This is a genomic window from Phytohabitans sp. LJ34, assembly GCF_052068095.1.
Classification (GTDB): Bacteria; Actinomycetota; Actinomycetes; order Mycobacteriales; family Micromonosporaceae; genus Phytohabitans.
Map to the genome: position 1 here is coordinate 227,260 of NZ_JBQHDG010000004.1, position 18,608 is coordinate 245,867.

Genomic DNA, 18,608 nt, shown 5'->3' on the forward strand with positions numbered 1-18,608 from the left:
GACCACCCGTCCTGGCGAACGCTGCTGACGCCTCGTCCGGTATGGCACCGGCGGCGCGGCACTTAGTTCGGGTTTCGCCGGCCTCCGCCCGGTCGGCGATCGCGGATAAGCGACGCGACGCCGTCGAGCAGGCGTTGCAAACCGAACTCGAACTGGTCCCCCGCGTAGGGTTTGGCGCCGGCGCGCAAGGCTCGTCGCAGGGCTGGATAGCGGTCGAAGTCGACCAGTTCACGCAGCGCGACGTTGCGCCGCTCGGCCTCGTCAGGTGTCACGTCACCGCCGCCGCGCTGGTGCAGTGTGGCCAGGCCCCTGACGTAGCCGTCCACGGACTCGATCACGGCGAGCTTCTCCGGGTCGGTGAGCCCGGTGCCGTCGAGGGCTTGGATGGCGGAGTCGAGCCAGCGCAGCATGTACGGGCCGGGCGCCGCGCCGAGGGCGGCGAGCTCGAGGACCCACGGGTGGTCTCGGTAGGCCGCCCAGTCGTCGCGGGCCCAGGCCGCCAGCTTGGCACGCCAGTCACCGGGCAGCTCGTGCGGAAGCGGCGCTTCGGCCATGGCCGCGTCGAGCATGAGCGCGGCCAACTCAGCCCGGCCGGGCAGGTACGTGTACAGCGATGCCGCGCCCACACCGAGCTTGGCCGCGACCTGGCGCATGGAGAGCGCCGCCAGGCCCTCAGTCGAGACGAGCTCGATGGCGGCGGCCACGATCGCCTCGACGGTCAACCCGCGTCGCGGTCCGCGGGATGGTCGGCCGGCGCTCGACCAGAGTAGGCGCAGCGCCCGTTCCTGCGCGCCCGGAGCGTCTTCCACCGGCTTCACCGTACGCGATGCCACTGGAAACTCCAAACGACGTTCGGTATTGTACGAACGGTGTTCGAAGTTCGTGTGGACGGCACATGACCACCCTCGACCCGACCGCCACCGCCCGAGCGCGCGGCCGCGAGAAGCGCACGCTGCTGGCTGCTGCCCTGACCAACGGGCCGAACGAGCTCATCGACTTCGTCCTGCCGCTGTGGGCCGGCGCCTCTCTGGGCATGAGCGGCGCCGCCATCGGCGTGCTGCTGGCCGTCGAGATCGCCGTCTCGGTGATCGTCCGGCCGATCGCAGGCGTCCTGGCGGATCGGCGGGAACGCCGCAACGTCGCCGGCGTCGGCGCGCTGCTCTACATGGTGAGCTGTCTCGGGTACGCGGTGGGTGGCGACCCGCTGGTCGCATATGGCGCCGCGGCGGTCGGAGGTGCCGGCGGTGCTCTGCTCTGGGTCAGCGTCCGGACCATTGTCAGCGAACGGCTGGAGCGGGACTCCGGGGTCTTCCCGCGACTGTTCAGCGCGCAGGAGACCGGCTCGTGGGTCGCCTTCGTCGCCGGCATGTCCCTGGTCGGCCCGCTTGGTTTCCGCGCCGTGTTCCTTGCCTGCGGCGCCGCCTGCGCGGCGGCAGCCGCGCTGCTGCTGACCGCTCCCCCGAGGCAAGGCGGCACGCCGGACACCGAAGGGCGGGCCACGGCCGGACTCCGCGCGGTGGGGCGCCGCCTGCGGCCGATGCTGTTCGCGGTCGCGATGACCATGATGGCCGAGGCCGCCGTCGCACTGCTGCTCATGCTGCACCTCCAGCGCGAGCTCGACTTGGAGGTCATCGAGGTCGCGCTGGTGTTCCTGCCCGGTGCCATCGCGATGAGCGCGGCCGCACCCTACCTGCACCGGTACACCGTCCGCTTCGGCCGCACCCGCGTCCTCGCCGCCGCCTCGCTGTCCAGCACCGCCTTCGTCGTCGGCCTGGCCTGGGCGCCGAACGCCTACACCATCGCCGCGCTCTGGATCCTCAGCGGCCTCGCCTGGGCAGCGGTTATGCCGATCCAGCAAGCCGTCGTGGCCGAGGCTTCCGGTGACAAGGTCGGCCGCGGCATGGGCGTGTACGAGTCAGCCAGCCTGATCGGCGCCTTCGTCGGCACCATCGCCGCCGGCGTGGTGTACGACCACGCCAGCTGGGTCGTGGCCTGCCTCGCCGCCGCCACGATACTGCTGGCCAGCACCGTCGTCGTGCCCCGCGCGGTCCGCCGTCTCGGCGTCGCCGAGTTTCCCCCACCCGCTCCGACCAGCCCTGCCCCAGACTCCGCACAACCCGCCGCGCCGGCGCCGATCGCCGACCCGAGCCCGGAGCAGGCAAGGCCGGAGCAGACCTCGGCGCGCAAGCGGGTCATCGACCTCGCCGGCCACCTCGGCCTGTACGCCGCCGCGCAGGTGGTACTCGCCTTCCTCGACCTGTCCTGGATCCACCACCTTTTCACTGACGACCCGCTCGAGGTGCTCAACGGCACCAACCGCGAACTCGGCGACGTCGCCGAGTTCGTCTACGGCGCGACCAGGGTGTGGGCCGTCATCCTCGTGATCGACGTCCTCTGGACACTCGGTACCGTGCTGACCCGCCGCCAACGCCGCGAACCCTCCTGAACCACGGCCACCAGATGCCGAGTGAACACCGACCGCGGACATGGACCTGGCCTTATACTACGCCACGTAGTAGATTGTGGTGGTGCGACGGCGTAGGGCGACGGTGGGTCCCACCCGCAAGGAATGCCGCGGAGTAGGCGCGGGCGGTGCGGCGCGTTCGCTGAGCGGTGGCCCGCGGACCGCGGCGGTCGTGCACGTGCTCGGTGCGTGCTTGCTGGTGGTGTGGCCGCGGCCGGGTCACGGTCGCGGATAACGGTCGCGAGCGGGCGGGTCACCCCTCATGCGGGTGGTCGCGGCGGCGAGCGATGACAGCGACCCGGTCGCGTTGTTCACCGTCGTGGACGGGGGTGCCGAGGTCGTCGAGCGCCGCGACGTACGCGTCGGTCCAGCCGGTGTCCGCGAGTGCGGCGAGGATGTCGGCGATGGGGTACGCGGTGTTGGTGATCGTCGTTTTGAAGGGCACGTGGCCGCCGGCGGCGTCGCGGACCGTGCCGGAGACGTGCAGTGGCCGGCGGTCGGTGGCGGGGTCGAGTGGCCCCCGGTTGACCGCGACCGACACGGTGTCGTCGTCCCGGCTGACCGGTGCGAGGTCGGACCGCAGGCCGCGCAGCGTGCACAGGTCGAAACCGAGCCAGCCGCCGGGAAGCACCGCCCGGTGGACGCTTCGCAGGTAGCCGCGCACCCGATCCAGCCCGCCCAGATGGTTGGGTATGTCGTATGTGGACAGTGCGAACGCGACCGGTCGGGGTATGGCGAAGTTGGTGGCGTCCGCTCGCAGCAGCGTTACCCGGTCGGCTGCCGGCGCCAGCCGTTCGCGGGCGCGGGCCAGCATCGCCGCCGACACGTCGAGGCCGACCACCTCGTAGCCGGCCGCGCAGAACTGCTCGGCGACGATGCCCGTGCCGCAGCCGACGTCGAGCAGGCTGCGTTGCGCGTCGGGTGCCACCCGCGCGTGGAACGCCAGCCAGGCCGCACCCATCCGGAGCGGGTACGGCGCCCAGAAGCGGTCGTAGGCGGTGGCGAAGTCCTCGACATATTCCGGCGTCATGTCAGCTCCTTCGGTCGGTATCGCCATACCTGCGGCGACAACAGTGCGGCCAGCCCGGCCACGGCGATCAGGCCACTGAGCCCGACCAGCAGCGTCGCGGCACCGGTCGTGGCGACGATCGGGCCCGCCGCCAGCAGCGCCACGGGTCCGAGGCCAATGGCGCCGATCCATTCGTACGCGCTGACCCGGGACAGCGCGGCCGGCGGCACCTCACGCTGGAACGTGGTCTCCCACAGGACACCGAAAACGTCGAACGCGACGCCGGCCAGGACGGAGGCGGCGACGACGAACGGCATCGGCGCCCCGGTGCCCAGCAGCAGCGCGGGCAGGCCGAGCGCGGTGGCCGCCAGCACCGCCGTGCGCAACGGGTGCGCCGGCCGCACCCGCATCGCGATCAGTACGCCGCCCAACGTGCCGGCCGCGTACCCGGCCAGGACCCAGCTCCACACGGCGGCGCCGCCGAGCCGGGTCTGCGCGAGCAGCGGCCCGGCGAGCCCGAACGTCACCCCGACCGCCGCGTTGATGAACGCCGCGGCGACCACGACCGTCCACAACCACTGCCGGCTCGCGAACTCCCGCCAGCCGTGCCGCAGGTCGCCGAGCAGGTCCCGGCGCGCCGTCCGGGCCGCCACCGGCAGCCGCAGCGCGACCAGCAGCACCGCGGCGAGCACGAACGTGGCGGCGTCCACGACCAGCGCCCAGCCGGCGCCGAGCCGTACGATCAGCACTCCCCCGACCAGGAAGCCGGCGATCATCGCGCTGTTCGTGCCGAGGCGCAGCAGCGCGTTCGCGGACTGCCGGTCCGGCTCGGGGACGACCTCGGCCACCACACCGGTCAGCGACGGCAGCAGCAGGGCCGACGCCGCGCCGGCGAACACCGCGCACACCGCCAGCGCGGGCACCGACGCCCAGCCGCCGAGCAGGAGTACCGCCATCGCGGCATAGGCGGCGCCGCCGGCGAGCTCGGCCGCGACAAGGACCCGGTACCGCGGCCACCGGTCACCGACCACCCCACCCAGCAGCAGCAACGCCAAACGGGGTATGGCCAGCGCGGCGAGGACCAACGACAGCGCGGTCGGCGACCCGTCGGGCAGGCCGAGGACCGCGAACGTGAGCGCGAGCGGGCCGAGGCCGTTACCGAACACCGAGATGGTCCGCGCGGCCACCAGCCGGACGAACCGCCGGTGGCGCAGCAGCTGGCCGGTGGTCACGGCCGGTCCGGTGCGACTCGCGGCCGCCATACCGTGCCGTCGGGCAGGTGCAGCGGCGGGCACCGGGCCACCACCGGACAGACGTGCGCGGGCAGGACCCGCAGCGGCCCACCGACTCGCGGGGTGCCGCTCGCATCAGTCATCCGCACGCCGGGCGCCCAGACCTGGTCGGCACCGGCCAGCAACTCGTCGGCATCGGTCGAGATGCTGCCATCCGGGGCCACCGCCGTGACCGCCGTCGTCACCGCGATCGCGACGTCCTGCGGCCGGCACGCGCCGAGCATGGCGTGGCCGCCGTCGAGCAGCGCGTACGCCCCGGAGCAGAGCTCGGTCACGCCGGGCACGCTGAGCGCACCGGGCGCGGTGACCGTGCCGCCGACGCTCACCACCTGGCACGGCAGCCCGGCATCGCGTACCGCCCCGGCGACGTCGACAAGTTGCCGCGCCACCCGCTGGCCGAGCGTGTACCGGTCGGCGGCGTCCCGAGCGGTCAGCACGGGCACGTAACCGGTGACCCCGTCCAGGCGCAGGCCGGGCGTGCTCGCGGCCGCCTTCGCCAGGGACACCACCTCCTCCGGTGCGACGCCGGTGCGGTGCAGGCCGGTGTCCACCTCGACCCGCACACCCAGCGTCACGCCCTGCTCGGCGGCGGCCGCGCTCAGCCCGGCCAACGCCTCGCCGCGATCGACGTGTACCGCCACCCGGGCGTGCCGGGCAAGCCGCGCGAAGCGAGGCCATCGCCAGGCGTCCCGCCACGGCCAGGCAATGACCACATCGGACACTCCGGCGTCCACATACCACCGCGCCTCGGCCGCCGAGTGCACAGCGATGCCCACCGCGCCGGCCGCGACCTGGCGGACGCCGATGGCCACCGTCCGGTGCCCCTTCACATGCGCCCGTACCACGACTCCGGCGGCACGCGCGGCCGCACCGAACCGGATCAGGTTGGCGTCGAGGCGTTCCGGGTCCACCGTCACCCTCGGGGTCATTCGCCGTACCCGTGCCAGGCATCCGGGGGAAACGAGAAGCCGGCACCGGCACCGGACCGCATCGCGCGTTGCCGGTCCCGCTCGGCCGGGTGCGGGACGCCGACACCGGTGACGCCGAGGAACACCTCGTCCGTCCAGGACAGCCCGAGCGCCTCCTCCACCATCGCGTCCCGGGTGGCCGCGGTGAAGAACACGCCGAGCCGCAGCGCGGCCGCGACAAGGTACACCGTCTGGCTCAGGTGGCCCAGATCCAGCAGCAGCGCCCGGTACGCGCGGCTCGACGCGTACTTCCACGTGGTGCGTTCCGGCACCGCGGTGTAGAGCAACAGGCACGCGGCCGAGCTGGCGTGCGGCTGCCCGCCGCACCACGCCTGGAGCGTGTCCGCGTCAACAGGTGCGGCGGTGAGGCGGGACAGCGCGTGCTCACGCGACGCGTAGTGATACACGCCGGGTGCCAACCCGTCGACGGCGCGGACCACCGGGTAGACCTCGATCGGATGCCGGGCGCCGCCGGACGGGGTCGTCTTCAACAGGGTCGGGCCGAGCCCGGGCACGTCGACCTCGTGGCGCACACCAGCCGTCCAGCGCAGGAGCGTGGCGAAGTCGACCACGGACATCGGCCGCTCGGCGTCGAACCAGCGGGTCGACCGCCGGCCCTCCAGCACCGCACCGAACGGCTCCGCCGGCAGCTCACCGTCGGGCAGCGGCACCCGCGGCCCCGCGTACTCCTTGACCGGACTCGGCTGTGGGGTCCGCACCGCCTTGGCACGCAGCACGGCGGCGTCCTCGACAGCCGTGCGGAACGAGTCGCCGGCCTGCGTGCGGCTGGCCAAGTGATAATGCGTAGCGGCCGGACCCATCGCGCGCCAGGCACCCAACCGCTCCTCCAGCGCGTGCTCCGGCGAACCCTCCGCGATCAGCACACCCGCGTCGAGTAGACGCCGAGCCAACGCGTCGCCATCAGCCAGGTCAGCCCACCGCGCATAGGATCGTAGCCGCCGCTCGGCCTCCGGGGTCAACGCGAGCTGCCGGTGGCGCACCGGATCGTCGCAGATCAGCTGGCCGTCACGCCACCAGAAAGCGACCAGCCGCGAAACGCGTACCCGCACGCCGTGCCTCCCCGAACAGACGTGAACCCCGGGCCAAACATCAGCCCGGGGCACTCATGCACCGACTCAGATGTCGATCGGTGGCTCCAGACAGGTGAGCTCCTGGTCGTAGTCGTCGTGCACGATTACCTCGAACGCCTCGTCCGCCTGCTCGGCCTGCATACCGCGCTCCCTCCCGTTGACTACAAAGGACACTCCACGGCGACCCTAACGACCACACCGACAACCGTCAATCGAGCCGAACCCGACGGGATACGGGGGGGCAGACCTACCTCGTCGCCTGTTCGAGGACCTCGGTCACGGTGGCGGCCAGGAGGTCCCGTTTGTACTCCGTCTGCGGCAGTCCGGTCGCACCGTCGGCCGCGCGGGCGCCCGCCTGGCCCAGCAGGTCGGGTGTGACCGTCGCCCCGGTGATCAGCGCCTCCACCGCCGGCAGGCGCAGCGGGATCGGCGCCACCGCGCCGACCGCGACCGCGGCGAACGCGATCCGGTCACCGTCCAGCACGACGCGGGCGGTCGCTTCGACAAGTGGCCATTCGGCGTAGCGGCGGCTGGTCGCCCGGTGATACGCGCCCCGCTCGCCGGTGCGGGCCTCGGGCAGGTGGACGGCGGTGAGCAGCTCCCCCGGGTCGAGTTGGTGGTCGCGGCGCCCGTCGCGACCGTCGCCGAACAGGTCGGCGACGCTCAGCTCGCGGCGGTCGGTGGTGACGGTGGCGTCGTACGTGAGCAGCGCCGCCCCGAGCGTCGACGGATGTACGGCGACGCAGGGCCCCAGGTCGAACAGCGCGCCGTATCGATGGTCGCCGGCCCGGGCCGGGCAGTCGTCGCCACCCTTCTTCAGGCAGCTGGTCTCCGGATGCCGGTAGTACCAGCAACGGTTGTGTTGAAGGAGGCTGCCCCCGACGGTGCCGACGCGGCGGATCTGCGGGGTGGCCAGCGCACCGGCGGCGAGGGCCAGCGCCGGGTACCGGTCGCGGACCGCTGGATCGGTGGCCAGGGTGTCGATGCTGACCAGGGCGCCGAGGGTGAGCCCGCCATCGGCGCGGCGGACGAGGTCGGAACCGGGAGCGTCCGGTCCGGTGCGGGGGACGTCGCGTACCTGGCCGCGGGACACGCCGGTGCGGCGGCGCTCGCTGAGATCGGTGCCGCCGGCGCGGTACTCCGCCAGGATGGGTTGGGTCGTGGCGCTCATGCGGTCACGGCTCCGGATAGGCCGGCCAGGACCCGGTCCGGCCGGATGGGCAGGTCATAGGGGCGAACCCCGGTGGCATCGCGCACCGCGTTGGCGACGGCGGCGGCGACCGGGATGGTGGCGACCTCGCCAAGCCCGACGCCGCCGCCAGGCACGTGGTCGAAGCCGTCGGTGTCGAAATGCAGGTCGATCTCGGGGGTGTCGGCGATCCCGGGTATCCGGTAGTCCTCCAGCCCGGCGGTCAGCACCCGGCCGGTGGTCGGGTCGAGGGCGCGCTCCTCGTACAGCGCCCATCCGATGCCTTGGATCACCGCGCCGCGGACCTGGGCCTCGGCGAGCCGCGGCTCGATGAGGCGGCCGGCCGCGGTGCCCGCGTGGTAGCGCAGGACACGCACGTGCCCGAACCGGGTGTCGACCTCGACCTCGGCCACGTGCACCGCGCCGGTCGATCCGCGACCGGCGTGCAGCTTGCTGGTGTAGCGCATCATCGTGCCGACCGCCAGCCCGATCAGTCCGGTTCCGGCGAACGGGCTGGCCACCGACCGGGCCCGCCGGCGGTCGTCCGGCGGTCGCGTGGCCGTGACCCGAAGCCCGTCGACACCGGCCAGCACGGCTCGCCAGTCGCCGGCTCGCCCGTCGACCAGGTCGCGGGCCCGTTGGTCCCGCTGGGCCAGGCGCTGTTGGAGCCGAGCCACGGCGGCCAGCGCCGCCGGGCCGATCGAGGCCGTGGTGCGGCTCCCGCCGGACAGCGGCCCGACCGGCAGGCGGGAGTCGCCGAGGCGGACCTCCACCTCGGCCGGGTCCAGTCCGAACGCGGTGGCCACGGTGCCGGCCAGCACGGAACGGCTGCCCGTGCCCATGTCCTGCGTCGCGCTGGCCACGACCAGCCGGCCGCGCTCGACGGCCAGTTCGACCGAGGTGCCGTGCTCCCACAGGTACAACCAGTTCGCGGCGGCGACGCCGACCCCGCGCCGGAAGCGGCCGGTGCGGGGCAGCTCTCCCCGGTCGCGCCAGGCCGGCAGGGTGGCCGCCCAGTCGTAGAGGCGCTGTCGCGGCGGATGCGGGTCCCACGTGCGGCGCAACACGATCGGGTCGCGGCCCAGCCTCCCGGCGACCTCGTCGATGCCCTGCTCCAGAGCGAAGCTGAGCAGCGGCCCACCCGGAGCGCGGAACGGCTTGCCGGGCGCCGTGTTGGTCACCACGTCGTAGTCGAGCAGTTCCTTGGCGTCGGCCGGATACATGAGCCGGGCGAGGCCGGCGACCAGGGTGCCGGTCGCGATGCCGGAGTCGGCGTAGGCGGCGACCCGCAGGGCCGACAGCGTGTCCCCGTCGCCGGCCAGCAGGGCCAGCTCGATCCGGCCCGGTGGCCGGTACCCGCCGTCGGTGAGCTCCTCCATCCGGTCGTAGGCGACCCCGACCGGCGCCTTGGCCGCTCGGGCCAGCAGCACGGCCGCGCGGGTCTCGGTGCCCATCGTGCCCTTGGCCCCGAAGCCACCACCGACGTGCTCGGCCCGCACGCGCACCTTGTCTTTCGGCAGACCGGTGAAGCGGGCCAGGTCGGCGGCGACGTGGGCGACGGCCTGGGTGGAGACCTGCACCTCGAGCGTGCCGTCGGGCCGGAACCAGGCGACCGTCGCGTGCGGCTCGAGCGTGGTGTGGCTCTGGGCGGCGGTGGTGAAAACAGCCTCGACCAGTCGGGGATCGCCCGCGGCCCGGGCGGCGTCGAGGCGCTGGCGGGCCTTGCGCCGGCCCACCGACAACGCGGCCGCCGGGCCGTGGACGTTGCCGCGCCACGGTGCCGGAGTCGCGCCCGCCCCTTCGCCGGCGTTCGGCGGGCGGCGACGGCCCGTCGCGTACACCTCGGCGGCCCCGGGCGCGCGGGCGGCATCGAGGCCGACCACGGCCGGCCGGCTGACGTAGCGGGGCGCGATGGCCGCCAACGCTCGCCGCGCGGTCGGCTCGTCGACCGCGGCGACGGCCGCGACCGGCTGCCCGACGTAGCGGAGCACGCCGTCCTCGGGCGCGAGCGACACGGCCGCGCGGACGCCGTCGATCGCCAAGGCCGGAGCCAGGTCGAGCCCGGACAGCTCGGCGTGCGGGTGCGGCGAGCGCAGGATGAGGCCGGTCAGCTGGCCGGAATAGCGAGTGTCCACTGTGTAGGCCGCCGCTCCGGTGACCTTGGCGCCAGCCTCACGGCGCGGGCCGGTCGGCGGGCCGGGGTCGTCGAAGCGACCGGCGCAGGCGGCCTGTACGGCCTCGACGATCTCGAGGTAGGCGCCGCACCGGCACAGGTGGCCGGCCAGTGCGGCCTCCACGGTGGCCCGGTCGGGAACCTCGCCCGGATGCTCGGCCCGCCACCGGTCGTGCAGCGCGGTCGCCTCGACCACGAACCCGGGGGTACAGAAGCCGCACTGTAGTGCGTTGTGCGCGGCGAACGCGCGGGCGACGGGGTGCTCGGCGGTGCCTTCGACGGTGGTGACGGCCCGATCGGCGAGCGCCCGGGCCGGCAGCAGGCAGCTGACCACCGGCTCGCCGTCGAGCAGCACTGTGCAGGCGCCACAAACCCCGGCCGCGCACACGACCTTGGTACCGGTGAGGCCCAGCTGCTCGCGCAGCACCTCGGCGGTCAGGGTGTCGTCGTCGACCCGCGCCGAGCGCGGCTCGCGGTTGACGAGGATCTTGATTTCGGCGTCGTTGGTGCGTGGTTGGTCAGCCATGCGGGTGTCCCTTTCCGCCGGACGCGCTCCAAACCCTGCGAATGAATGTTCATTCGCATCCGCGGAGCTGTCAAGGGCGGACTCAGGTCCGTCTCAGCTTCGGTGCGCGCCTCAGCCGTCAGCGCGCAGCATCGCCCAGACCGCCTCTTCGGCCTCGGCCACCAGAGCCGGGTCGGCGGCGGATCGCGGCGAGCCCGAGTCGCCCTGCCGGGTGAATCCGACCAGCGCACCGTAGGCCAGGGCGATGAGCATGTCGGGCGGCCCGGGCCGGATCTCACCGGCCTGTTGCCCGCGCACGACGAAGTCGCGGGCGAACGTGGTCAGCCCGTGGGCGGCAGCCTGCCCCGTCTCGTCGAGGTACGCCTCGTGCTGCTGGTACTCCAGGAACGCGAAGGCATCGGGGTGCTCGGCCGCGAAGCGGGTCAGCGCCCGCCAGATCTGCCCGAAGGCGGTCCGGCTCGGCGCCGCCGGGTCGACCGCGGCCACGGTCGCGCTCAGCGCGCGCCCCTTCCAGAGCTGGTACACCGAACTGCCCAGGGAATCCTTGCTGGGAAAGTGCCGGTAGATGCTCCCGACCGCCACCCCGGCCCGCTGCGCGACATCGGCCATCGAACTGCCCGCGAACGTGTTTTCGGTGAACGTGCGCAGAGCAGCGTCGAGGATGGCCTCCCGAGTCGCCGGTCCGTCCTTTTCCCTGCGCACGCCGCGATACTCGTTGGTCGCCCGCCGAGGTGTCAACGCGGCTGACCGCCGGTCCCGGCTCCAGCCGACCCGCCGCACGGCTGACGGCCCCGCTTGCCCCCTGCTGATGAAATCGACGTATGTCTCGTCCGATCCGGTTCAAGGACGCTGTGCGGCTGCTCGCCGGCGACGATGACGCGCTCCTGACGACCGTGGACCGGGTGCTCGACGTCGCGCTGACGGCCACCAAGATCACCCTCCAGATCGACCTGTTCGAACCGAAGAACGCCGTGATCGGGCTCCTGCGAGAGCTGCGTGGCCGAGCGGGTGAGCGGGCGGCCGGTGGAGCCCGCAAGGACCGCGCCGACGTCATGGTCGCGGCGCACACCGTCCTGGTGACCTCGGCGTTCTTCGACGAGCTGGCGACGTACGAGGAGTTGGCCACCGTCCGCTGGCGCGGCGAGGACCAGCGGATCCTCATCGCGTCACTGGTCGACGTCGAGCCGCCGGCTCCGTCGGCACACGTACCGCCGGAGCGGCTCGCGGTCGACCTCGCCGACTACTACGCGACGCTCGCGCGCAGGACCCAGCGGTTCCTGGCCGGGCTGGTGGTCTGGGACGAGCTGACCGAGTCCGCGCGGATCAGGGTCTCGGCGCGGCTGTCGGACGAGACACCCACCGCCGCGGTCCGGCGGTACGAACGAAACGTGCGCGAGCTCGCCGGCCAGGTGCCCGGGTTCGCCTTCTGGCTTGGGGTGTGGGACCACGCCGCGACGCGGGCGCGGGTCGGCGAGGTGCGGCAAGGGTTGGCCGAGGTCGCGCAGCGCCTGGCGGCCCAGGCACCGGCCGGTGACGTCGAGCGGCGGTGGCGGCAGCTCGCCCGTAGGTACGCGGCCGACCTCGACGCGCCGGTCATCGCGAGCGGCGAGCACGGCGCCCCACCGGACCTGGTGATCCCGTCGCTGGGTGCGGCCTACCTCGACCCGGCGTTTCGGGTGACCGTCGCCGGGCCGGTCAACAAGCTGGCCGAGGATCACTGGTGGGACGAGGCGACGGAGGCACGCGAAGACCTCGCCACCTTCCTGGTGCGGCACCTCAGCTCGCCGGAGGCCACCGTCCGGCCGCTGCTCGTGCTGGGACATCCCGGTGCCGGCAAGAGCGTGTTCACCCGGGCGTTCGCCGCGCGGCTACAGCACACCGGCTTCCGCCCGCTACGGATCGACCTGCGCCGGGTCTCGGCCGACGCGCCGATCGTCGACCAGGTCAGGGCGGCGCTGCGTGAAGCGCTCCAGAGCGACGTCGACTGGGCCGACCTGGCCGACGACAGCGGCGACGGCACGCCGGTGATCTTCTTCGACGGCTTCGACGAGCTTCTCCAGGGCGCCACCACGGGCCGGTCCGACTACCTGGAACGGCTCCGCGAGTTCCAGGACACCGCGCGGGTGACCCGTGACTGCCCGGTCGCCGTCGTGGTGACCAGCCGGACCGTGGTCGCGGACCGGGCGCGCATCCCGGCCGGCACGACGGCGGTACGGCTGGAACCCTTCGACGAGGGCCGGGTGTCCCGCTGGCTGGCGACCTGGAACGGCGCGAACGCGGAGTACCACGCGCGGCACGGCCTCACACCGCTGGGCGTGGAGACGCTCGCCCGCCACCAGCACCTCGCGGGCCAGCCCCTGCTGCTGCTCCTGCTGGCCCTCTACGACGCGACGGACAACGCGCTGCGCCGCGAGGTCGAGGCGCTCGCCGACGCCGACCTCTACGACCGGCTGCTGCGTTCCTTCGTCCACCGGGAGATGCTCAAGGGACACGAGCACGAAGACGACACCGTGGTCGCGGCCCTGGTCGAGCAGGAGATGGAGCGGCTGGCGGTCGCGGCGCTGGCGATGTTCAACCGGCGCAGCCGGCAGGTGGCCGACCACGACCTCGACGCCGACATCTCGGCCCTGATCGGCGCCGGCGACGACAGCGCTCGGCGCCTCGTGGGCCGCTTCTTCTTCGTACACGTGGCCGAGGCCCGGTACGAACGGGTCGTACGCACCTACGAGTTCCTGCACGCGACCTTCGGCGAGTACCTGGTGGCATGGTTCGTCGTCCGGGCCCTGCCGGAGCCCGCACCGCGGCGCGCGCTGGCCTCCGTCCGCTCCGAAGTGGACGATGCCCTGCTCGCGGCGGTGCTCTCCTACGACCTGCTCGCCTTCAGCACCCCGGCGCTGGAGTTCCTCGAACACATGCTCGGCGGCCTGCCCGACCGGCCGCGGACCCACGAGCTGTTGCTGGAGGCCTTCCGGCAGCGCTTCCTACACCTGCCGTGGCGCGGGTACGAGTCGTACCGGCCCACCGGCATCGACTTCATGGAGCGGGCCGCGGCCTACAGCACCAACCTCATGCTGCTCGTCCTCATGACCGCGGACGGTTGGTGCCTCCTGGCGGACCTGTTCGGGCCGGACACGCCCGACGAACTCCATCGGCTCTGGCGCCGGGAGGTGCGGCTGTGGCTGTCCCGGCACGGGCGCTCCAGCGTCGATGTGCTCGCCGGCCTTGTCGAGTACCACCGGGGCAACGCGCCGGCGCTGCGGATGATGTCGACGACGCCGGCGCCGGTGGACGACTCGCTCGGGATCCCCGTCGGCCGGCTCCAACGACGCAACCTGCTTGCCCCCGAGCCGGAGCTCACCGACCTGCTCAAGGCAGCGACGCCCGTCGTCGAAATCTTCCAGACCGAGCTGCAACCCTCCAGCACGAGCCGGATCGCACCCGCACACGCGCTGCTGAACGTGCTGTCGCAGCCCGCGCCGCAGGCGAGCGACTACATCAAGGCGGCCAAAGCGGCGGCCGGGTTGCCGCCGGCCCGCCAGCAGGTGTACGACCACCTGCTTCTGCGTCACCTTTCCGCCGCTTCACCGGAGGTGGGGTCGGTGGTACTGGAGACGCTGCTCCAGCTGAACCCGAAGGTGAGCATCGCCCACCTGCGATGCCTGGCCAGCTTGCCGCTGTCGCCCGCCGATCGCTTCCGCCTGGCGTCCGCCGCGGAATGTGATCTTGCCCTGGTCAACCGGGTCCTCAAGGATGCCGAGGCCGACCCACGACTCATCCCGATCGCCGTCGACATCTGGCAAGTCAACATATTCGACCGCAACGAGCCGTTGGGAGTCCGCCTTTCCGCTCTCCTTCGCGACCTACCCGACTCGATCCTCCGCACGATTCCGACAGAACGACTTCGAGAGCTCGGCTGGACCGTTCCCGCCGCGGTACTGGCCCGACGGGAAAGCCTCGCCGACCAGCCCTCGTAGACAGTCACCCGTATAGATGCTTGACGAATCTGAGCAGGGTGCCGCTGGGGTGTCGCGGTTGAACGTCCAGCTCGTCCGTAGCTTCGGCGATGATCGCCAGTCCGCGTCCGGACACGGTGTTCGCCGCCGGCATTGTCGGCTCCTGGTGGAGTGCGAACCCGGTGCCGGCGTCCGCGACTTCGACCAGACACGTCCCGTTCTGCACCCGCAGGTGCAGGTCGTAATGGGTCGCCGGGTCGGCGTGACGGACCGCGTTGCCGCACGCCTCGCCCAACGCGATCTCCACAGCGGTGCGGCAGTCATCGCCGGCCAGCGAACGGCGCAGGACATCGCGGAGTACACGGCGGGCCAGCGGCACGGTCCAGGTCTCCCTGGGCAGCGTGACCCGCAGGTCGATCGGACGCGGCCGAAGACCGCCGTGGTGGAGGACGCATGCCCGTCTCCGGCGACGGACATGGCCTGCGAGGGCGGTGTGGGGGGCCGTCAACGTCCGGTGCGGTGGGTGATTGCGAGGCATCCGCGCACCCCCTGTTCGTTGTCAGCGTTGGCATCGCCTGCGTCGTTGGTAAGTCAGTTCCCGACGCCGATGGACTGAAACCATCGAAGATCTTGCCGCCCGTAGAAGGAGTGGGCTCGGTGGGCTATGGCGCTGGTCCGGCGCGAGCTTGACGAGTGCGGTTTCGAACGCGAAGCGAGCTCCAAGCGCTCGAGGTTGTGTACGGCGGGCCTGGTAGGGTTGGCAGGTCGTTTTCTTGCGTGTTCGTGGTTGATCTATGAAGCTCGCGGATCAGGTCTCGCGGGCGTTGCCATCTCCCTTGGGCGGTGAGCTGCCGGCTGACGACGGCTAGCGCGGCCGCACCGTGCGGTCCCGCACTCCGAGGAGGAGACAGATATGGCACAGGGCACTGTGAAGTGGTTCAACGGCGACAAGGGCTTCGGCTTCATCACCGTCGACGGCGGCGACAAGGACGTCTTCGTCCACTTCTCCGAAATCGCCGCGGACGGATACCGCAGCCTGGAAGAGAACCAGCGGGTGGAGTTCGAGATCACCCAGGGCGCCAAGGGCCCCCAGGCCACCGCGGTCCGCGTCCTCTGACGCAATCCGATACCGGCCGGGCGACCGCAGGCACCCGGCCGGTACGGCTCGGACCGGCTGGCCGGGCATCAGCCGTCATCGGCAGGCTGCCCCGCCATCCCGGGCGGGTCGACGTTGGTCGATATCGACCACACTGGCAACTCGGTAGCATCGGCAGCGGGGTTCAGGCCCCAAACCGGAATCACCCCCATTGATTCCACAGCGATGGGGGTCCGGACCCGGCCGGGCCTCGGGAGATCACGCTCTGACGCGCCGGCCGCGGGGCCGAGCTGCGAGTCAGGCCCGGTAGTGGGGCGGACACGGCGCTAAGGCAGCCAGGGTACTTAGTGGTCGGTGGTGTGTGACTGGGCTTGCTCGTTGAGGCGCAGGGCTTCTTGAAGCTGGTCCTCCAGGACGATGATGCGGCACGCCGCATCCAGCGGGGTGCCCTGGTCCACCATTTCCCGGGCGCGGGCCGCCAAGCGTAGCTGGTAGCGGGAGTACCGGCGGTGTCCGCCGGTAGAGCGCAGCGGGGTGAACAGCTTGGCTTGGTCGAGCCGGCGCAGGAAGTCTGGTGTCGCGCCGATCAGCTCGGCGGCGGCGCCCATCGTGTATGCGGGGTAGTCCTCGTCGTCGAATCTGTCGTCGGGTTGGGCCATGTCACCTTCCACGGAGTCGAGGGCCCCGGCGCAGTCGTGCAAGCGCCGGGGCCCAGGGTTGTGGATCAGTACACCATTACCGGCGGCAACGCCGGGTTTCTTAACCGCGCCCGCCGTCCGAGAGACGGTTACCGGGGCGCTCAGATCGCATAAGCGTGACCGAAGACCACCTTTCGTGCGGGTGAAACCTGCGGTGTCCGCCCCGGCTCTGCGACGAGCCATAGGCGGGCGATCAAAACGGGTGTACAGCCCTCCCCTTCCTCTGCTTCCTCTGCTTCCACTTACCTATCGGTGTTCGGTGGTGCTGTCCGCCTGACGAAGCTCGTACGGCGGAGATGCCACACCACTGGCGGGGCTGAAACGGGGAGGTTAACCCTCACCTGCCTCGCCACGCCGGCACGGCATCCGGATCCCGCGGAGCGGAGCCCGCCAAATTGCTCGGGCCCCTGCTCCGCGACGCCCACTGACGGGGCGTTCGTCAGCGTCTCTTGCCGACCTCATTGCTCAACACGAGGAAGCCTAGCCAGTCATAACGACAATGTCTAGCGCCAACGCCACAGATTTTCTCCGCCGCTGGCCTGACCTTGGCCGTGCAATGACTGAAGGAACCCACCCGTTCTTCCAGCACACCGCGGACCACCAGATCCACGACTGAAGCGGTGCGCCATGCCGGACGCCATGCGAGCACGCCACCACGCCGCGCGATCGTCAGGGGTGCCCTGTTGGGTGTCGCCGCTGCGGCGATCGGCGCCGCCCCCGCCGGCCGGTGCGCTGTCCGGGCGCGGCTGACCTGGCTGCCGGACCATGGGCAGGTCAGCGGGACGCGGTCACCGCCAACTTGATCAGCGCGTCCTCAAATTCACCCTGCTCATGCGCGGCGATCAACAACCCGGCCAGATCGCGCAGCTTGGTGTTGCTGTTCTGCGACGACCGTTTCAGCGTGTCGAACGCGTGCTTGCTGTCGATATTGAACTGGCGCATCACCATGCCTTGCGCCCGGCCGACCAGCGACCGGGTATCCAGCGCGGCGCGCAGCTGCCCGACCAGCTTGCCGCTGTCGTGGTACAGCGCGGCGTTGTCGAACACGACGCCGGCGTGCAGGGTCAGCAGCAGCACCACGTCGTAGGCGGTGTCGGTGAACTGTCCCGGTGTCGCCGACAGCAGCGTGAGCACAGCCGTCTCGTCACCGCTGGTGCTCAATGGCAGCACCATGCAGCTGGCGAATCCGGCGCCGGCCAGCTGCGCGCTGAAACTCGGCCACCGCTGATCGACGGCCACATCGTCCAAGCGGCGCGGCTCGTCGAACGTCGCCGCCTCCACGATCGGACCGGCAGCGATCGGATCCAACCCCAGCCCTTCGATGTCCGTCACTGTCTCCAGGACGCCGCGCGACCGGACGGTAATCAGCGCCCGGTCGCAGCCCGGAATCGCGTGTACGACCCGGGTCACGAACCGGTCGAGTGTCGCGCCGAAATCATCGGCCTCCACCAGCCGGGTGATCTCCGCCAACTCATGCGCGATCGGCAGCAGGTCATCGCTCACCGTCCCAGTGTGATCGACGCGGCCCGCTACCGCAGCCGTGCCACTCACCCGCCATTGACGAGGCGGACTAAACTGCGTCTCGCTCACGGTTACGAAGTCAGCTGTGCGCCATCTTGACGTTCGCTGACCACCGCTCGCCGGCCCGTCGCGGCCCCGCGGTGCGTGGTTTGGCGTGACCTCGGAGGCCACCCTTGACGCACCCGGAGCCGGAGCCGCACCCCGACGACCGTTCCCGCCCACTGGTCCGTCCCATCTTGTTCACCGACAGCTACCGGCCACAGCCCGGCGTATCGGTCGTCACGATCCGCGGCGAAATCGACCTGTCCACCGAACCAGCCCTCCGCGCCGCGCTCACCCCGGCGATCACCGACCGGCGGATACACACGTTGGTCTGCGACCTGTCCGACGTGTACTACCTCTCGTGCGGCGGGCTGTCCGTCCTGGTTCAGGCCCGTGCCGATCTTCACCAGCGCGGCGCGACACTGCGGGTGGTGGCCCACCGGCAGCTCGTCGTACGTGTCATCACGCTCACCGGACTCGCCGAGCCGCTCGGACTGCGTCGCACATTGCCCGACACGATGTAACGGCCAGCCCACGTTGCCGATGACGTGCCGCAGTTCACAACCGTTCGCGCGGGAATCCCGAT

The 18,608-nt window shown here is 71.8% G+C and carries 15 protein-coding genes; 4 read left to right on the top strand and 11 right to left on the bottom strand.

What is annotated here, in order from left to right; translation table 11 throughout:
* Window positions 1-62: 62 nt before the first annotated feature.
* Complete coding sequence (locus tag ACTMTJ_RS08790; protein WP_441215628.1) at window positions 63-809, bottom strand: TetR/AcrR family transcriptional regulator; 747 nt, start codon at window positions 807-809, stop codon at window positions 63-65.
* An 86-nt stretch (window positions 810-895) separates the two neighbouring features.
* On the opposite strand from ACTMTJ_RS08790, the gene ACTMTJ_RS08795 reads away from it, so the two are divergent.
* Entirely contained in the window at window positions 896-2,446 is a 1,551-nt protein-coding gene (locus tag ACTMTJ_RS08795) for an MFS transporter (protein WP_441215629.1), read from the top strand.
* A gap of 271 nt (window positions 2,447-2,717) precedes the next feature.
* Here the strand turns inward: ACTMTJ_RS08795 and ACTMTJ_RS08800 are convergent, their stop codons facing one another.
* The 7 genes from ACTMTJ_RS08800 to ACTMTJ_RS08830 form a co-directional block, all read right to left on the bottom strand.
* Window positions 2,718-3,494 carry a class I SAM-dependent DNA methyltransferase gene (locus ACTMTJ_RS08800; RefSeq protein WP_441215630.1) on the bottom strand — a complete coding sequence of 259 codons (777 nt, stop codon included), beginning with the start codon at window positions 3,492-3,494 and terminating at the stop codon, window positions 2,718-2,720.
* On the bottom strand, window positions 3,491-4,705 hold the full coding sequence (locus tag ACTMTJ_RS08805; RefSeq protein WP_441215631.1) for an MFS transporter: 1,215 nt from the start codon (window positions 4,703-4,705) through the stop codon (window positions 3,491-3,493). Before ACTMTJ_RS08805 ends, ACTMTJ_RS08800 begins: the two co-directional genes overlap by 4 nt.
* The gene (locus ACTMTJ_RS08810; protein WP_441215632.1) at window positions 4,702-5,694 is read right to left on the bottom strand and encodes an alanine racemase; all 993 of its coding nucleotides are present in this window, start codon (window positions 5,692-5,694) and stop codon (window positions 4,702-4,704) included. Before ACTMTJ_RS08810 ends, ACTMTJ_RS08805 begins: the two co-directional genes overlap by 4 nt.
* Window positions 5,691-6,803 carry a SagB family peptide dehydrogenase gene (locus tag ACTMTJ_RS08815; RefSeq protein WP_441215633.1) on the bottom strand — a complete coding sequence of 371 codons (1,113 nt, stop codon included), beginning with the start codon at window positions 6,801-6,803 and terminating at the stop codon, window positions 5,691-5,693. The genes ACTMTJ_RS08810 and ACTMTJ_RS08815 overlap by 4 nt, the downstream gene beginning before the upstream one ends.
* A 268-nt stretch (window positions 6,804-7,071) precedes the next feature.
* Window positions 7,072-7,995 (bottom strand): FAD binding domain-containing protein, encoded by a 924-nt coding sequence (locus ACTMTJ_RS08820; protein WP_441215634.1) that lies wholly within the window; start codon window positions 7,993-7,995, stop codon window positions 7,072-7,074.
* Complete coding sequence (locus ACTMTJ_RS08825; RefSeq protein WP_441215635.1) at window positions 7,992-10,712, bottom strand: molybdopterin-dependent oxidoreductase; 2,721 nt, start codon at window positions 10,710-10,712, stop codon at window positions 7,992-7,994. Before ACTMTJ_RS08825 ends, ACTMTJ_RS08820 begins: the two co-directional genes overlap by 4 nt.
* A 111-nt stretch (window positions 10,713-10,823) precedes the next feature.
* Window positions 10,824-11,414, bottom strand: a complete 591-nt coding sequence (locus ACTMTJ_RS08830; RefSeq protein ID WP_441215636.1) for a TetR/AcrR family transcriptional regulator — start codon at window positions 11,412-11,414, stop codon at window positions 10,824-10,826.
* A 119-nt stretch (window positions 11,415-11,533) separates the two neighbouring features.
* On the opposite strand from ACTMTJ_RS08830, the gene ACTMTJ_RS08835 reads away from it, so the two are divergent.
* Window positions 11,534-14,686 carry an NACHT domain-containing protein gene (locus ACTMTJ_RS08835; RefSeq protein ID WP_441215637.1) on the top strand — a complete coding sequence of 1,051 codons (3,153 nt, stop codon included), beginning with the start codon at window positions 11,534-11,536 and terminating at the stop codon, window positions 14,684-14,686.
* A gap of 4 nt (window positions 14,687-14,690) precedes the next feature.
* Here the strand turns inward: ACTMTJ_RS08835 and ACTMTJ_RS08840 are convergent, their stop codons facing one another.
* Window positions 14,691-15,044, bottom strand: coding sequence for an ATP-binding protein (locus ACTMTJ_RS08840; protein WP_441215638.1), 354 nt, complete (start codon window positions 15,042-15,044; stop codon window positions 14,691-14,693).
* 534 nt (window positions 15,045-15,578) lie between these two features.
* Between ACTMTJ_RS08840 and ACTMTJ_RS08845 the strand changes: the two genes are divergently transcribed.
* Window positions 15,579-15,782 (top strand): cold-shock protein, encoded by a 204-nt coding sequence (locus ACTMTJ_RS08845; protein ID WP_441215639.1) that lies wholly within the window; start codon window positions 15,579-15,581, stop codon window positions 15,780-15,782.
* A 323-nt stretch (window positions 15,783-16,105) separates the two neighbouring features.
* On the opposite strand, the gene ACTMTJ_RS08850 is transcribed toward ACTMTJ_RS08845, so the two are convergent.
* Together ACTMTJ_RS08850 and ACTMTJ_RS08855 are read right to left on the bottom strand one after the other, a co-directional pair.
* A complete protein-coding gene (locus ACTMTJ_RS08850) occupies window positions 16,106-16,420 on the bottom strand; it encodes a MerR family transcriptional regulator (protein WP_441215640.1) in 315 nt (104 codons plus the stop codon).
* An 813-nt stretch (window positions 16,421-17,233) separates the two neighbouring features.
* A complete protein-coding gene (locus ACTMTJ_RS08855) occupies window positions 17,234-17,962 on the bottom strand; it encodes a GAF and ANTAR domain-containing protein (RefSeq protein WP_441215641.1) in 729 nt (242 codons plus the stop codon).
* A gap of 191 nt (window positions 17,963-18,153) precedes the next feature.
* Between ACTMTJ_RS08855 and ACTMTJ_RS08860 the strand changes: the two genes are divergently transcribed.
* Window positions 18,154-18,546 (top strand): anti-sigma factor antagonist, encoded by a 393-nt coding sequence (locus ACTMTJ_RS08860; protein ID WP_441215642.1) that lies wholly within the window; start codon window positions 18,154-18,156, stop codon window positions 18,544-18,546.
* The last annotated feature ends 62 nt before the right edge of the window (window positions 18,547-18,608 follow it).

What these genes read in the sequence shown, in the direction of transcription:
- ACTMTJ_RS08795 (WP_441215629.1), top strand. Translation starts at nt 896, where the DNA reads ATGACCACCCTCGACCCGACCGCCACCGCCCGAGCGCGCGGCCGCGAG.
- ACTMTJ_RS08845 (WP_441215639.1), top strand. Translation starts at nt 15,579, where the DNA reads ATGGCACAGGGCACTGTGAAGTGGTTCAACGGCGACAAGGGCTTCGGC.
- ACTMTJ_RS08800 (WP_441215630.1), bottom strand. Translation starts at nt 3,494, where the DNA reads ATGACGCCGGAATATGTCGAGGACTTCGCCACCGCCTACGACCGCTTC.
- ACTMTJ_RS08850 (WP_441215640.1), bottom strand. Translation starts at nt 16,420, where the DNA reads ATGGCCCAACCCGACGACAGATTCGACGACGAGGACTACCCCGCATAC.
- ACTMTJ_RS08810 (WP_441215632.1), bottom strand. Translation starts at nt 5,694, where the DNA reads ATGACCCCGAGGGTGACGGTGGACCCGGAACGCCTCGACGCCAACCTG.
- ACTMTJ_RS08835 (WP_441215637.1), top strand. Translation starts at nt 11,534, where the DNA reads ATGTCTCGTCCGATCCGGTTCAAGGACGCTGTGCGGCTGCTCGCCGGC.
- ACTMTJ_RS08825 (WP_441215635.1), bottom strand. Translation starts at nt 10,712, where the DNA reads ATGGCTGACCAACCACGCACCAACGACGCCGAAATCAAGATCCTCGTC.
- ACTMTJ_RS08820 (WP_441215634.1), bottom strand. Translation starts at nt 7,995, where the DNA reads ATGAGCGCCACGACCCAACCCATCCTGGCGGAGTACCGCGCCGGCGGC.